This is a genomic window from Pseudomonas laurylsulfativorans (assembly GCF_002906155.1).
Lineage (GTDB): Bacteria > Pseudomonadota > Gammaproteobacteria > Pseudomonadales > Pseudomonadaceae > Aquipseudomonas > Aquipseudomonas laurylsulfativorans.
Genome location: NZ_MUJK01000005.1, coordinates 329,342 through 343,294 on the forward strand (window position 1 = coordinate 329,342; position 13,953 = coordinate 343,294).

Genomic DNA, 13,953 nt, shown 5'->3' on the forward strand with positions numbered 1-13,953 from the left:
TTTGCGCTGTACCTGTGGGAGCCTGCTCGCGAATCAGGCGACTCGGTCTAAAGCGGCAAATGCTCCAGCGGCAACGCCCCCGGCGCCTTCACTGTGTGAATCGCAAAGTTGCTGCGGATGTCGCTCACACCCGGCAGCTTCAACAGACGCCCGGTGAGAAACCGGTCATAGGCACGCAAGTCCGGCACCACCACCTGCAACAGAAAATCCGACTCCCCAGACACCAGAAACGCCGAAATAACCTCGGGCAATGCCGTCACCGCCTGGCGAAAACTTTCGGCTTGTTCATCGTTATGACGCTCGACCTTGACCCCGACAAACACCGTCAGCCCCAACCCCACCTCATCGCGATCCAGATTGGCCTGGTAGCCGCGAATCACCCCCGCCTCTTCAAGCATCCGTACCCGGCGCAAGCAGGGTGACGCCGACAGTCCGATCTCGTCTGCCAGTTGCACATTGCTCAGGCGACCATCCCGTTGCAGCGCGGCGAGAATCTTGCGGTCGTAGGCGTCGAGTTTCATGGTTTGGCAGATCCCGATGGTTTACGCGAAAGAAAGTGGCAGATTATGCCAATTCAGAGCCCGATAGAAGCTGACAACGCAAGCACCTGCCCCGCCCTTCAGCCCTAGACTGGCACCACCAAATCGACAACGAATGGGGGTGCAACATGCAAGGGCTCTGGCTGTTTTTCATGGCATTGGCAGTGGTCTATCTTCTGCCGGGGCCTGACATGATCCTGCTGTTGCAGACCGGTGCCCGCCAGGGCAAAGGCGCCGCGCTGGCCACGGCCGTGGGGTTGGGCATCGCCCGGGGTTGTCATGTGGCATTGGCGGCGCTGGGGTTGGCGGCACTGTTCAAGGCTGCGCCCTGGACCTTCGACGTGGTGCGCCTGGCAGGCGCCGCGTATCTGCTGTGGATCGGTATTCAGTGCCTGCGAACCACGATGCTACCGAGCCTCACCAGCGCTGATGCAACCGGTGAAAAACCGCGCTGGAGCGCAGCCATCCGACGCGGACTGCTGACCAACCTGCTCAACCCCAAGGCGCTGCTGTTCTGCTCTGTGCTGCTACCGCAATTCATCAACCCAGAGGCCGGAGCGGTGCTCGGACAATTTGCGACCTTGGGCGTGGTACTGGTCGGCGTCGGTTTGCTGTTCGACAGCGCTTACGCCCTGGTCGGCGCGGCACTCGGCCGGTGGCTGCAACGCAGCCCTTCAGCCCAGCGCCTGCAACAATGGTTGTTCGGCAGCCTGTTGATCGGTTTCGCCGTACGGCTGACTTTTGTGCAACAGGCTTGAACCTCACTGCGCTTTGCGGCGGCGCTTGAACAGCAACAACGCGCCTGCCGCGAGCGCCAGTACGCCACCGACCTGTAACGGCATCTTGTATGGCCGCAATGACGAACGCGCAGCGTCGGTGACCTGCGTCACGTAGCGTTTGTCGGCGTTCTCGAAGTCGGGATACGGGCACTGGTGGCCGAAGTCGGCGGCCCATTCAACGTATGGCCCTTCTTTGACATAACGCTGATAAATCGCACTTTGCTCTTCGAGGCTGCTGTTCCACCCCGACGCCTCGCACAGCACCGCCGCAAACGCCTGACTGGTGTGAGGCAAGTTATCTGCGGCCTTGCTCGCCAGTGCCGTGGCCACGAAACGATAGTGGTAGCGCTGATCGGGCTGGGCAGCGCTGGCCTGCTGGCGCTTTATTTCGTCCTCGGCCACCAATGGCCCGACTTTCAGTTCGGCATTTTCAAGGATGTAATTGCCCCCGAACGTGGCGTAATCCGGCGCCATCTCGTAGCCCAGAATGTCGATGCCCCACTCGCGTGCCGTCCAGGCCGCATTGAACAGCGCAGCGGCGCGACGGGTCGGCCACCAGGCAGAATCAGCCGCCAGACGTTGCTCGCCATACAACTTGGCCTTGTGGCGCAAGCCGTCATTATCGAAATACGCCAACGCCTCCTCGTAATGCCCCTCGCGCAACAAACGCCGGCCCAACAGATTGCGCAGGCTCGCCGCCACCGGCAAGGGCACGTAGTTGTCGCGCTCCTGCTGGGTAAGCGCCGGCGGGGCCGGCACTTGGGTGTCGACGTAGTGCTTGAGTTCTTCGAGGGTCAATACGCGCTCGGCGACGGTGGCGGCGTCGAGCCAGTAAACGCCTTGGCTGCGATACAACTGATCGAAAGCTTGCAGGTAATCCCCGCGTTGCAGGGCCAGGATCGCACTTTCACCCTCGACCCGGCATTTGGGCTGAATCGTTTCGTAATCGAAGTCCGGGGTCCGCCGTTCGCCCCAGGATTCATTCTGCGGGAAGGCCTGGGCCGCTTTGGCGTAGGCTGCGGCGGCCGCGGTTCTATCGCCATCGCGCACTGCCAGCTTGGCCCGCAGCCACCAGGCCAAACCGCCATCGCCGGCATGTTCGAGGAAGGCCTTGGCGCTGGCGTAATCACCCTGTTGATAATTCATCGCCGCCAGGCGATCGGCATTGTCGAGACTGCCGCGGGTGCTGTTTTGCAGCAGCTTGATCATTTTTTGTTCGTTGGCGGGTTGACCGTCAAATGACAAGCCCAACCGGCTGATCAGCGACGCGGTCACCAATTGCTGCACGGACTGGCCCTTGAGCAATTCGGCCATTTGATCGTCCGGCAGCGCCAGGAGGTCCGCCATCATCACCTTCAGTGAGGTGTAGCCCACTGCGGAGCCGTGCAGATTTTGCGTGGCGTACAGCTCGATAGCGCGGTTCCAGTCGCCGGCGGTGCGATCCACCCGGGCTTCTTCGCCGAGGCTGGCGACGCCCAGTTCCAGTGGATCGCTGAAGCCGTCGATGCTCAGTTGCCGGGTTTGCTCAAAAGCCTTGGCAGATTGCTCGAGCAGATTCGGGGCTGCGTTGGCTTCGGCGCTCATGGCGTACAACGCACGCCCCAGCGAGTAAGCCGCCCAGGTGCTGCGCGAGGCCCGTTGCTCGGCGGGCAACGCCAGCACCTTCTTGAAATACCCGACGGCCAAGGCACGATCACCCGCGCCAAATGCCACAGCACCCGCCAGGTACAACCGGAGCTCGGGCGGCAGTTGCGCCCCTTCGGTTTCAACCTGACGAGCATCGGTCAGGCTGCGCAGATGTTTCACCAACACTTGTTGCTCAGCGGAAAGTCCAGCCTGCTCGGCCTGATCCCGCAGCGCTACAGAGTCAGGTTCATCCGTGTTGTCGGCGCCAGTGGTGACGTTCTTCAATCCTTTGATAGCGTGGCCTAGGCGACTGACTTCGAAGCTGAAGTTACCCTCCGGCAATTCCGCCAGCGAATGGCCACGGTTATCCAGCAGGCGCATGGGGAAGTCCGGGCCGCAGGCCAGCGCCGAGCCCAACGGCAGGCTGAGGCTCAGGCAAAGCAAATGACGCGGCCAGTTACGGGTGAACATTCGAACCTCCTTGATCAATGTGTGCGCAGCGAGCCCAACCAATGGCACGCTGCCCGCCGGCCGGTAGTCGGCCATCGCGCAGGCGGGTGAAGGTAAGCAGATCCGGGCTCTGTTGCAACGCGTATCCGGCCAAGGCATCGGCCCCTTCACAGCCACTGACCCCCAGTGTCAGGCGTTCGGGCCAGGCGCGGTCGAGATTGCCCTGGTTGCTGATGCCGATGTCATAGAGGCCATTGTCGGCCGAGAGTTTCAGTTGCAATTGACTGTCGAGGACATCACCACGCGCTACCGCGCGTAAGGTGGTCAAGCTCCAGGCCCGACGGTCGTTGGCCAATGGCAGGCGAAACCAGATCAGGCCCGCGAGATGCTGGGGTGGATCGGTGCGCAACTCAATGCCGAGGGTGCGCAATGACTGCGGATCGGCGAGCAACTCCCGGCGCAGGCCTTCGCGCTCCAGCGTGACTTCGCTTTCCACCACAGGCGCGCCGCCCGATGACGGCAGCAACGCCACGCCGTAGGCCGGCAGCGCCAGATAGAAGGGTTTCGTCGTGATTCGGCTCCAGGCCTTCGCCCATTGCCGGGCCTGCTCGGCATCGAACAAGCCGCGACGCGGATCGCTCACGGCGTGCACCTGCAACACGCTGCTGTCGACTGTGGATAACAGCGCCGGCAGCTCGCGACTGTCGAGCCAGGACGGCAATGCGGTGATGCTCAGCGGCAGCGAAGTCGGCAACGCCTCACGCAAATGCGCAAGGAATTCGCGGTACGCCGGTAGCCGGGCATTACCCGCATCGTGGTCGATTTCCACACCGGCGAGGTTCAACCCTTGTTTCTGCCAATCGCTGATCACCTGGCGGATCTGCGCCGTGACCTCTTCCTGATCCAGTGACTTGAGCTGCCCATCCAGGCGCACCACTGCAATCACCGGCCGGCCATCGCGCTTGAGCAGTGCCGGGTCAATTCGGGCACGGCTCCAGCCGGCGTTGGGGAAAGCCTGCAATGCCAACACCCGCAGCGTCGAAAAGTCTGCACGGCTGTCCCTGAGGGCGGCGTCATGGGCCGGTGTCCACTGCCGCTGCCATACGTAGAGTTGCTGATCCAGCGGCGGTGCGTCCTGTCTTTCGCAACCGGCGGTCAGTGCCAGCGCCATCAACAAGATGATCGAGCGAGTGAGAAAACACATTGAAACGCCTGTTCCTGAAATGCAGAAAGGGCCTCTGCGGCCCTTTTTCGTTCCGGCCCCACCCTACTCAGTCATCGACCGGTGGGCAATGTTCGCCCGTAATCTTCCTTCAGATATCGAGCACCAACGGCTGCGCCCCCTGCGCCGGAATCGCACAGCAAATCAGCACTTGTCCGTCATCCGGCACCTCCGCTGGCGGCAGTGGATAATGCACTTGGCCGCTGATCAAACGCGTCTTGCAGGTGCCGCAGGAGCCGCCGCGACAACTGAATTCAGGGCGCAGGCCACGGCTTTCCGCCAACTCCAGCAAGCTGCCGCCCTCCGGCTGCCAGCGCGCCTCCTTGGCCGAGCGCTGGAACACCACGGGCACGGACGTAGTGGCGGCTGGCGGTTGCTCGATGACCACGGCATCGGGATCCGGACGCCGGCGCAAAGTGGACGGGCCGAAGGTTTCGGCATGAATCCGCGAATCGCGAATGTCCAGTTCACGCAGGCCGTCGTACAGCGCCTGGGTAAAACTTCCGGGGCCACAGACGACAAAATCCAGTTGATCGTAGTCCTCGACTGTCAGCAGATCCTTGAGTAGCGCGACGTCGATACGGCCCTGAAGGTCGAAGTCCTCACCTGGCGCTGCCTCAGCTTCTGGTTGGCTGAGTAAACGCACCACCCGCACTGCGTCTCCGGCGTCTTCGAGCAAGCGATCCAGTTCCTGGCGAAACGGCTGGTCGGCCAGCGTGCGCGAACTCTGGATGAACAATGTCGGGCGTATACGGCGGGTACGCAGTCCCTGGTAAACCACCTCCCGCAACATCGACAACAGCGGCGTGATACCCACCCCGGCCGCCAACAACACCAATGGCCGCCGCTCATGGGGCGCCACGGTGAAATGCCCTTGGGGCGCACGCACCTCCAACAGGTCGCCGACACGAATCTGCTCATGCAAATGCGTAGACACTCGCCCGTCACGCTTCACGCTGATGCGGAAAAAATCATCGGACGGTGCGCTCGATAAACTGTAGGTGCGGATGTGCACTTCACCGTCAATGTTGAAGCGCAGGGGCAAATGCTGCCCGGCCTGAAACAACGGCAACCCGGCTCCGTCAGCGGGCTCCAGGTAAATCGAGCGGATGTTGTGGCTTTGCGCTTCGATGCGCACCACCCGCAATGGCCGCCATTGATCGCCCAAAGCTCTGGCCTGCAAGCGCGCCGCGGCCTGTTCCCACGTGCCGGTGAGCAAACTGGTGGGCGACACGCCGTCGAAGCGCCAGCGCAATGCCAGTGCGGCGGGACGGCGGACGACGTGCTCGACATCGATTGTCCACAACCGCTCGGCCCCCTGGAACGCCTCGACCTGAGGGCCTTCCAGGATGATGTCGGTGCGTCCGCTGAGCTGCAGCAAATCACCGGTATTGAAATCGATGAACAACAGTCCGGCCCGGGGATTGAGCAGCAGGTTGCCCAAGGTGTTGAAATGCAGGTTGCCAGCGAAGTCCGGAATGGTCAGGCGATTCCCTTCCACCTGTACGAAACCGGTCTGGCCGCCGCGGTGAGACACATCCACCGAACGCTCACCGTCGACCTCTACATAACTGGCAACGAAGAACGTGTCCGCCTCGACGATCATCGCTTTGGCCGCGTCATCCAGTTCGGTGAAATGCTGGGCGGCACGCGTCGAAGGATCGGTCAGCGGCACCGAGCGAAACTGGCGCAACTGAATGTACTGCGGGCAATTGCCGAAGGACTGATCCACCGTCACCCCGAAACCATCCGTCGTCATGGCGCGGACATGGCCATTGATGCGGTTGCGACGACGGGTGTGCAGTTCGATACCCAACAGCCCGATGGCCGAGCCGTCGTGCAACTGCGCGGGATCATCAAAGGCAGGCAGGCTGCGAAATTGCAGCAGGCCTGGCTCTGGCGAGTGGGCGAAACCGGGCTGGCCTTCAAGGATGCTGGCCCAGGGATGACCGTCGGCATCCACCGCCCCGTACAGCATGAACGGCAACTGCTGATAGAACGTGCGGTGCTGATCCGGCATCTCGCTGCGAATCACCTTACGACCGAACACCTCCATTCGCTCGGCAACGCCCACATGCGCCTGCAGTTGTTTCTCGCCGGCATGCCAGGGTGAACGGTCCATACGGTTTCTCCCCTGCGCCAGTGGCGCAGAACGGGGCGGCCCGGCAACTCCGGGCCGCCAGCATCAGGCAGTTTTTTGCAGACCGGCGACGGTGCGCGGCATGCCGACAAAACCTGGCAAGGCTTCGATGCGGGAGAGCCAGGCGCGAATGTTGGCGTACTCGTCCAGCGACACATTGCCCTCCGGTGCATGGGCGACGTAACTGTAGGCGGCGACGTCGGCAATCGTCGGTTCAGTGCCGGTCAGATACGGCGTAGTGGCCAACTCGTGATCGATCACTTTAAGCACGGTGTGGGCGTAGGGAATCACTTCTTCAGCGTTGTAAGGCGCGCCAAACACGGTGATCAATCTTGCCCGGGCAGGGCCGAAGGCAATCGGGCCGGCAGCCGCCGACAACCAGCGCTGAACCTTGGCCGCCCCGACCGGATCAGCCGGCAGCCAGCGACCGTTGCCGTACTTTTGCGCCAGATAAACCAGAATCGCGTTGGAATCGGCCAGTACCACGCCCTGGTCATCAATCACCGGCACCTGACCGAATGCATTGAGCGCCAGAAACGCCGGTTGCTTGTGCTCGCCCTTGGCGAGATCGACAAAGATCAATTCGGTCGGCAATTTCAGCAGGGACAGCATCAACTCGACACGATGAGCATGGCCGGAACGTGGGAAGTTGTAGAGTTTGATCGCTTGCATGGTCGACACCTCGGGTCAGTGGTTCTGTTCAGGAGTGAGATGGGTCGTATCTTCCACCGACAACCAAAACAACAGAATCACCAGCAAACGCAATCCATTATTTCATTGGGTGAAATAGTTCAACGCTCAAGCGCCGGATGCTCGCGCAGCGTCTTCACCGCAAAATCAACAAAACTGCGCACCCGGGCCGGTGCTTTGCGCCCGCCCTGATAGACCACATGGATGGGCAGCGGCGGCAGTTCGAAGTCGGCCAGAATGATTTCCAACTCACCAGCGGCCACCTTGCTCGCCACTTGATAAGACAGCACCCGCGTGAAGCCCAACCCCAGACAGGCTGCCGTGATAGCCGCCTGATTCGCTGTCACCACCAGTCGCGGCTCGGCCCGGACACTCAAGGTTTCGCCGTCTTCAATGAAAGGCCAACTCCTCAGCTGGCCGATAGCAGAGGTCGCGATAATTGGCGCCTGAGCCAGTTCCTGTGGATGCCTGGGCCGACCATGGCTGGCCAGATACTGTGGCGATGCGCAGATCACCCGCCGTACCTCACCCACGCGGATCGCATGCTGATTGCTGTCAGGTAGCTCGCCGATGCGAATGGCCACATCGACGCCTTCCTCGACCACGCTGACCACCCGGTCGACCAGCAGCGCATTGATGCAGACCTCGGGGAATTGCGTCAGGTAGCTCACCATCAGCGGCGTGACAAACAGCTCGCCAAACAAAACCGGTGCGGTGATGGTCAGTTGCCCACGCGGATGGATATGGCTGCCCGCTGCCGAATCCTCGGCTTCCTGCACCTCGGCGAGAATTCTCCGACAGTCCTCCAGATAACGCTGGCCGGCCTCACTCAAATGCACGCTGCGCGTAGTCCGCGTGAGCAGTTGCGTGCCAATACGCTGCTCCAGCGCCGCCACCGCTCGGGTAACACTGGCCGCTGACAGCCCCAAACGCCGCGCCGCCGCCGAAAAACCCTGCTCCTGGGCGACGGCAGCGAAGACCTGCATTTCCTGGAAGCGGTCCATGGGCATGCCCTCCTTTCAGATAGATGAATTGCAATCGAAGGCCGGAGTTTCAGCTAAGGCGTTCAACAACATAGTGGCGCGCCCGACCATCAAGTAAATCAATCGGCTACTGCACTCTAGCGCCTGAGTCGTCAAAGCGAAGCGTGTCACAAGCCTGAAAAAACGGCCCGGGAATTATTGATAATTAATGACGATCATTTTCTTGCGACGGGTGCGGCGGTTCGCAATTATCCGGACCTACCACTGCAACGGCTGTTGCCTGACGGGGAAAAGAGTCACTGGCTCGGCACCCGACCGCCTCCAGGCAAGGGCTCGTCAGCGAACGCCATCCACTGCAGCGCAATTCCATCCTGGTTAAACAGGCGGAATATTCGACTGCTCCTATACTACAAACCACCCTGTTATCTATTGAGTTTTAGTAGGTACCTCGTTGAATTTTCCCTACATGAAATAAGGCGTTAGTTGTTAACGCTTGGACGACTGTCCATCGATCCTGCTTTCAAGATTCACTGAGTAGGAAAGAGTGAACTTCAACTAGCTGGCTAACCTGGTGACACCGAAAGGAGTTCGAAAATGTTGCGCACAAACATTTCCGCAAGAGCACTGTCCGGTGGATTGCTCGATGTACTGATACGCGCCGGGCTGATTACCGTGCTGGTGCTGTTCTGCTTCCAGATCTTCCACCCGTTCCTCAACCTCATGCTCTGGGCGATGATCCTGGCCATTACGCTTTATCCACTGCATGCGCTGATCAAGCGCAAGCTGGTCAACAAGGACGGTCGCGCCGCCACCCTGATTGTGGTGGTCGCCCTGGCCTTGCTGATGGTGCCGATCTACCTGCTGGGCACCTCGATCAGTGAATCGATCCAGGGCACCCTGGCCATTCTCAAGTCCGATACGCTGCAAGTTCCGCTACCCAGCGAAAAAATCGCTTCCCTGCCGCTCATTGGCAAGCCGCTGTATGGCTACTGGATGCAAGCCGCTACCGACATGGGCAGCGTGCTGATGAAGGTGATGCCTTACATCAAGTCAGTCGGCCTGACCTTGTTGGGCAAAATGGCCGACGTTGGCGTGGGCTTTCTGTTGTTCATCGGCGCCCTGATCATTGCCGGCGTGCTCATGGCCTATGGCGAAAACGGCGAAAGAAGCGCCCTTGCCATCACCTCGCGCCTTTCCGGGCCAGAACGTGGCCCACGCATCACCGAGCTGTGCACTGCCACCATCCGCGCAGTCGCCCAAGGTGTGGTGGGTATTGCGTTCATTCAGATGTTGCTGGTCGGTGTGGGTTTCGTGCTCATGGGCGTCCCCGGTGCCGGGCTGCTGGCCATGGTGGCGCTGTTGATGGGGATCATGCAGTTGCCCGTGCTGCTGGTGACTCTTCCGGTGATCGCTTATGTCTTCGCCACCGAAGGCACCACCCTGGCCACTGTTGTGTTTGGCATCTACAGCCTGATTGCTGGGATGGCCGACAACGTCCTCAAACCGTTGATGCTTGGCCGCGGCGTTGATGTGCCCATGCCGGTGATTCTGATTGGCGCCCTGGGCGGCATGGTCAGTGGCGGCTTCATTGGTTTGTTCATCGGGCCGGTTGCATTGGCGGTGGGCTACCAACTGTTCTGGCAATGGGTCCAGGACCAACCCTCTGCCGAGATACTGAGCGAGACACCAGAGATCGAGGCGTTGAACGAGACACGGCAAATAGAGGCAATGAACGATCAGCGTCCCCTCTGAGGAGTGTGCGCTTGATGCCTCGCCCTGCTCGCGTCAGCCGGCTGCTGCTCTTTGGCACCGTCGTTCTGGGGGGCTGCGTGCAACTGGGTCCGGATTTCCAGTCGCCGGCCCAGCCTTGGGTCGAACACTGGAACAGTCCGGCCCTGGAAATTGCCGGGCAAAAACGTGCACAACCGGATAGCCGCCAATGGTGGCGTGTGTTCGACGACCCGGTGCTGGATCACCTGATCGCCGAAGCCGATGCCCATAACGCCGACCTGCAGGTCGCTGGCCTGCGGGTCATGGAGTCCCGCGCGCAATTGGGCATCGCCCTGAGTGGACGCTACCCGCAATTGCAGCAGGCCAGCGCCGACAGCCTGTACCTGAACCGTCGGCAATCGGGCGGCGCCAACCCCCAGGACACGCATTTCTGGCAATACAGCGCCGGTTTCGATATTGGTTGGGAACTGGATTTCTGGGGGCGTTTCAGTCGCGCCATCGAGTCAGCCGACGCATCCTGGTTTGCCGCCCAGGCCAACTATGAAAATGCCCTGGTGTTATTGCACGCGCAACTGGCGCAAAACTACTACGCCTTGCGCACTGCCGAGGCACGCCTGGCCATCGCCCGCAGTAACGCCACCTTGCAAAAACGCAGCTACGAAATCACCGAACGCCTGTTCAAAAGCGGCGCCGAAGCTGAACTCGACCTGCAACAAGCCAAGACCCAGTACCTCGGTACCCTGAGCACCATCCCGGATTTCGAGAGCCAGGTAGCGAGTTTGCGAAACGCGTTGTCCACCCTGATCGGCCAGCCGCCTGGCTCGATCCCTGACCTGAGTCGCAACACCGGGGTAGTGCCGCTGCTCGATACTGCTGTCCTGCAGGATGTGCCGGCCAACCTCCTGGTGCGGCGCCCCGATGTTCGCGCTGCCGAGCTGCAAGTGGCGGCGCAGTCGGCGTTGATCGGTGTGGCCGAGACCGACCTGTACCCCTCCATCAGCCTGCTGGGCAGCATCGTCTGGTCCGCCAGCTCGCTCAACGGTGCGTCCAACACCCTGGACATGGTGGCCGGCCCCAGTCTGCGCTGGGACATCTTCGACCACGGCCGGATCACCAACAACGTCCGCGTGCAGGATGCGCGCTTGCAGCAGTTGATCGTGATCTACCAGGACAGCGTACGCCAGGCTGCACGCGAGGCTGACGATGCCGCGACCGGTTTGATCAAGGCGCTGGAGCGCGACCGGATCCTCAGCGAAGCATCGGTGGCCGCCGAACGTTCGGTGACCCTGGCCAATGCCCAATACCGCGAAGGTTATTCAGATTTCCAGCGCGTGCTGGATGCCCAGCGCGCCCTGTTTGCCCAGCAGGATATCTACCTGGTCAATCGTGGCACCGCCGTCAACAGCCTGATCGCCCTGTACAAGGCCCTGGGCGGTGGCTGGTACAGCGACCAGCCAATGATTGACCCGGCCACCCGCCAACAGATGCAACAACGGACCGATTGGGGCGATCTGCTCGACGAACCGAAGGAAAGTGCCCATGACTGACAGCCAACAACCGGCCGCCGAGAACGCCTCGACCCCCACCGCCGACCCGGCCAAAAAAGCGATCAACTGGGTCGTGCTGCTGATCATACTGAGCCTGGTCTGGTACCTGATGGCCGACCGTTACACGCCCTACACGCAACAGGCACGGGTGCAGGCCTTCATTGTGCCGGTGGCGGCCGAGGTATCCGGCCGAGTGACCAAGGTACACGTACGCAACAACCAGGACGTCAAGGCTGGCGAATTGCTGTTTGAAGTCAATCCGGAGCAGTACCAGATTGCCGTCGATCGCGCCCGCGCCGACCTTGAGTCGACCCGTCGCCAGGTGGGTGCCAACACGGCTGGCGTCGACTCCAAGCTAGCGTCCCTGCGCGCGTCCCAGGCCAACGAACTCAAGGCACGTCAGGACATCCAGCGCCTCGAGCGCCTATACCGCGAAGACCCGGGCACCATCTCGCTGCGACGCCTGGAGATCTCCCGCGCCACCCTGGAAGAATCCATCAGTCAAGTCGCCGCGGCCAAGGCCGAAGTACAACGTGCACGGGAACAACAGGGCGGTAGCGAAGACGAAAACGCCCAGTTGCTCAGCGCCGCCAGCAACCTCGAAAAAGCCGAGCTGGACTTGAGCAATACCAAGGTCCACGCGCGCTCGGCCGGCCTGATCACCGATCTTCGCACCGATATCGGCCAGTTCGCCGCCGCCGGTGCGCCGGTGATGACCCTGATCGCCATCCACGACGTATGGATCAGCGCCGACATGACCGAAAACAACCTCGGCAGTGTCCAGCCCGGGACGCCGGTGTCCATCGTCCTCGACGCCCTGCCAGGGAAAATTTACAAAGGCCATGTGCGCAGCGTCGGTTATGGCGTCGATATCGGCCAGACCACCCAGCCGGGCAGCCTGCCGAAAGTGGAGAACAGCCGCGACTGGCTACGCCCTGCCCAGCGCTTTCCGGTCATCATCGAGTTCGAGCCCGGTGAGTTGACCGGTCCACAAGGCATCCGCTCCGGCGGACAGGCCGAAGTCATGGCCTTCCCGAGCGAAGGCAACCCGCTGAATGTTCTTGGGGGCGTGTTTCTGCGCCTGATGAGCTGGATGTCCTATGCGTATTGAGCGCCCGGCCCGGGTTCAGCGCGCGCTGCGCCTGGGCTTCGGTACGGCGCTGTGCCTGGCGGCGAGCTTCGGCCTGGCCCTGCCCATCCCGTTCCTCGCGCCGATGCTGGCGCTGATGATGCTGGCAGCGATGAACCGACCATTGCCGTTCAAAGCCAGCCTGGGTCTGATCCTGATCCTTATGCTGACTACCGGGACCGGCCTGCTGCTGATCCCCCTGTTGCGTTACTACCCGTTCAGTGGCGTGTTGCTGGTCGGACTGTGCCTGTTCATGGCGTTTGGTTACGGCCTGCGCGGCGGCAACCCGTTGGTGGCGACGTTCCTGGTGGTGGGCTTGACCTTGATCAGTGCGGCCGGAACCGCTGAATTCGCCCTGGCACTTGAGGTGATCGTGGCCCTGGTCAAGGGATTGTTCCTAGCCGTCACGACGCTGACCATCAGCCATTGGCTATTTCCCGACCCCGCCAGCGCCCCACCGGCCAAGCCCGGCCCGAGCCTTTCTCCCACCGAAAGCAGTTGGCTGGCCCTACGGGCAACGCTGGTGGTGCTGCCAACGTTCCTGTTGGCCATGGTCGACCCGGCCAGCTACCTGCCGATCATCATGAAAGCCGTCAGCCTCGGCCAACAAAGCTGCGCAACCAGCGCCCGCAACGCCGGCCAGGAATTGCTCGGCTCGACGCTGCTCGGCGGCTTGATGGCGATTCTTTTCTGGTGCGCGCTGAGCCTGTTCGTGAATCTGTGGATGTTTTTTCTGTGGATGCTGCTGTTCGGTTTGCTGGTGGCCAGAAAACTCTACGGCCTGGCCCGGACCCGACAACCGCCGAGTTTCTGGCTCAACAGCCTGGCGACCCTGATCATTCTGCTTGGCCAATCGGTGCAGGACAGTGCTGCGGGTAAGGATGTCTATACCGCCTTTGCCATCCGCATGGGGTTGTTCATTCTGGTGACCTTGTATGCCTGTGTGATGGTCTATCTGTTGGATACGCGGCGGCGGCGTCGCCATGCCCCCAAGCCGACACCTGAAGAGGGACAGCCCGGTTAATCACACGGTACGAACCGGGAAAGTGTTTTGAATATGCTAGCCCCCCTCACATTCCTCGGGCCCATCCAGTTACTGTAAGAAAACTCTCTAGTC

Annotated in this window: 11 protein-coding genes; 5 read left to right on the forward strand and 6 right to left on the reverse strand. The window is 61.4% G+C overall.

The annotated features are described in order from the left end of the window. Positions 1 to 47 precede the first annotated feature (47 nt). On the reverse strand, positions 48 to 521 hold the full coding sequence (locus B0D71_RS18315) for an Lrp/AsnC family transcriptional regulator (protein WP_103396016.1): 474 nt from the start codon (positions 519 to 521) through the stop codon (positions 48 to 50). A 146-nt stretch (positions 522 to 667) separates the two neighbouring features. On the opposite strand from B0D71_RS18315, the gene B0D71_RS18320 reads away from it, so the two are divergent. After that, positions 668 to 1,297 carry a LysE family translocator gene (locus B0D71_RS18320; protein ID WP_103396017.1) on the forward strand — a complete coding sequence of 210 codons (630 nt, stop codon included), beginning with the start codon at positions 668 to 670 and terminating at the stop codon, positions 1,295 to 1,297. Between the two features lie 3 nt (positions 1,298 to 1,300). Here B0D71_RS18320 and B0D71_RS18325 read toward each other — a convergent pair whose 3' ends face one another. The 5 genes from B0D71_RS18325 to B0D71_RS18345 all read right to left on the reverse strand — a co-directional run bounded on the left by B0D71_RS18325 (position 1,301) and on the right by B0D71_RS18345 (position 8,450). Beyond that, a complete protein-coding gene (locus tag B0D71_RS18325) occupies positions 1,301 to 3,415 on the reverse strand; it encodes a hypothetical protein (RefSeq protein ID WP_103396018.1) in 2,115 nt (704 codons plus the stop codon). Further along, positions 3,402 to 4,598: a DUF3142 domain-containing protein gene (locus B0D71_RS18330; protein WP_103396019.1), complete on the reverse strand. Its 1,197-nt coding sequence runs from the start codon at positions 4,596 to 4,598 to the stop codon at positions 3,402 to 3,404. Before B0D71_RS18330 ends, B0D71_RS18325 begins: the two co-directional genes overlap by 14 nt. Before the next feature lie 109 nt (positions 4,599 to 4,707). After that, positions 4,708 to 6,738 carry a 2Fe-2S iron-sulfur cluster-binding protein gene (locus B0D71_RS18335; protein ID WP_103396020.1) on the reverse strand — a complete coding sequence of 677 codons (2,031 nt, stop codon included), beginning with the start codon at positions 6,736 to 6,738 and terminating at the stop codon, positions 4,708 to 4,710. Between the two features lie 63 nt (positions 6,739 to 6,801). Continuing rightward, positions 6,802 to 7,428: a glutathione S-transferase family protein gene (locus B0D71_RS18340; protein ID WP_103396021.1), complete on the reverse strand. Its 627-nt coding sequence runs from the start codon at positions 7,426 to 7,428 to the stop codon at positions 6,802 to 6,804. A 119-nt stretch (positions 7,429 to 7,547) separates the two neighbouring features. Next, a complete protein-coding gene (locus tag B0D71_RS18345) occupies positions 7,548 to 8,450 on the reverse strand; it encodes a LysR family transcriptional regulator (protein WP_103396022.1) in 903 nt (300 codons plus the stop codon). A gap of 573 nt (positions 8,451 to 9,023) precedes the next feature. Between B0D71_RS18345 and B0D71_RS18350 the strand changes: the two genes are divergently transcribed. The 4 genes from B0D71_RS18350 to B0D71_RS18365 are packed head-to-tail and all read left to right on the forward strand — an operon-like array spanning position 9,024 to position 13,860. After that, a complete protein-coding gene (locus B0D71_RS18350) occupies positions 9,024 to 10,181 on the forward strand; it encodes an AI-2E family transporter (RefSeq protein ID WP_103396023.1) in 1,158 nt (385 codons plus the stop codon). Positions 10,182 to 10,195: 14 nt separating this feature from the next. Next, entirely contained in the window at positions 10,196 to 11,707 is a 1,512-nt protein-coding gene (locus B0D71_RS18355) for an efflux transporter outer membrane subunit (RefSeq protein ID WP_103396024.1), read from the forward strand. After that, positions 11,700 to 12,818: an HlyD family secretion protein gene (locus tag B0D71_RS18360; RefSeq protein WP_103396025.1), complete on the forward strand. Its 1,119-nt coding sequence runs from the start codon at positions 11,700 to 11,702 to the stop codon at positions 12,816 to 12,818. The genes B0D71_RS18355 and B0D71_RS18360 overlap by 8 nt, the downstream gene beginning before the upstream one ends. Beyond that, on the forward strand, positions 12,808 to 13,860 hold the full coding sequence (locus B0D71_RS18365; RefSeq protein ID WP_103396026.1) for a DUF2955 domain-containing protein: 1,053 nt from the start codon (positions 12,808 to 12,810) through the stop codon (positions 13,858 to 13,860). The genes B0D71_RS18360 and B0D71_RS18365 overlap by 11 nt, the downstream gene beginning before the upstream one ends. Positions 13,861 to 13,953: the final 93 nt, after the last annotated feature.

Excerpts from the sequence above, each read along its gene's own strand:
- B0D71_RS18315 (WP_103396016.1), bottom strand. The coding sequence starts at position 521 with ATGAAACTCGACGCCTACGACCGCAAGATTCTCGCCGCGCTGCAACGG.
- B0D71_RS18320 (WP_103396017.1), top strand. The coding sequence starts at position 668 with ATGCAAGGGCTCTGGCTGTTTTTCATGGCATTGGCAGTGGTCTATCTT.
- B0D71_RS18325 (WP_103396018.1), bottom strand. The coding sequence starts at position 3,415 with ATGTTCACCCGTAACTGGCCGCGTCATTTGCTTTGCCTGAGCCTCAGC.
- B0D71_RS18330 (WP_103396019.1), bottom strand. The coding sequence starts at position 4,598 with ATGTGTTTTCTCACTCGCTCGATCATCTTGTTGATGGCGCTGGCACTG.
- B0D71_RS18335 (WP_103396020.1), bottom strand. The coding sequence starts at position 6,738 with ATGGACCGTTCACCCTGGCATGCCGGCGAGAAACAACTGCAGGCGCAT.
- B0D71_RS18340 (WP_103396021.1), bottom strand. The coding sequence starts at position 7,428 with ATGCAAGCGATCAAACTCTACAACTTCCCACGTTCCGGCCATGCTCAT.
- B0D71_RS18345 (WP_103396022.1), bottom strand. The coding sequence starts at position 8,450 with ATGGACCGCTTCCAGGAAATGCAGGTCTTCGCTGCCGTCGCCCAGGAG.
- B0D71_RS18350 (WP_103396023.1), top strand. The coding sequence starts at position 9,024 with ATGTTGCGCACAAACATTTCCGCAAGAGCACTGTCCGGTGGATTGCTC.
- B0D71_RS18355 (WP_103396024.1), top strand. The coding sequence starts at position 10,196 with ATGCCTCGCCCTGCTCGCGTCAGCCGGCTGCTGCTCTTTGGCACCGTC.
- B0D71_RS18360 (WP_103396025.1), top strand. The coding sequence starts at position 11,700 with ATGACTGACAGCCAACAACCGGCCGCCGAGAACGCCTCGACCCCCACC.
- B0D71_RS18365 (WP_103396026.1), top strand. The coding sequence starts at position 12,808 with ATGCGTATTGAGCGCCCGGCCCGGGTTCAGCGCGCGCTGCGCCTGGGC.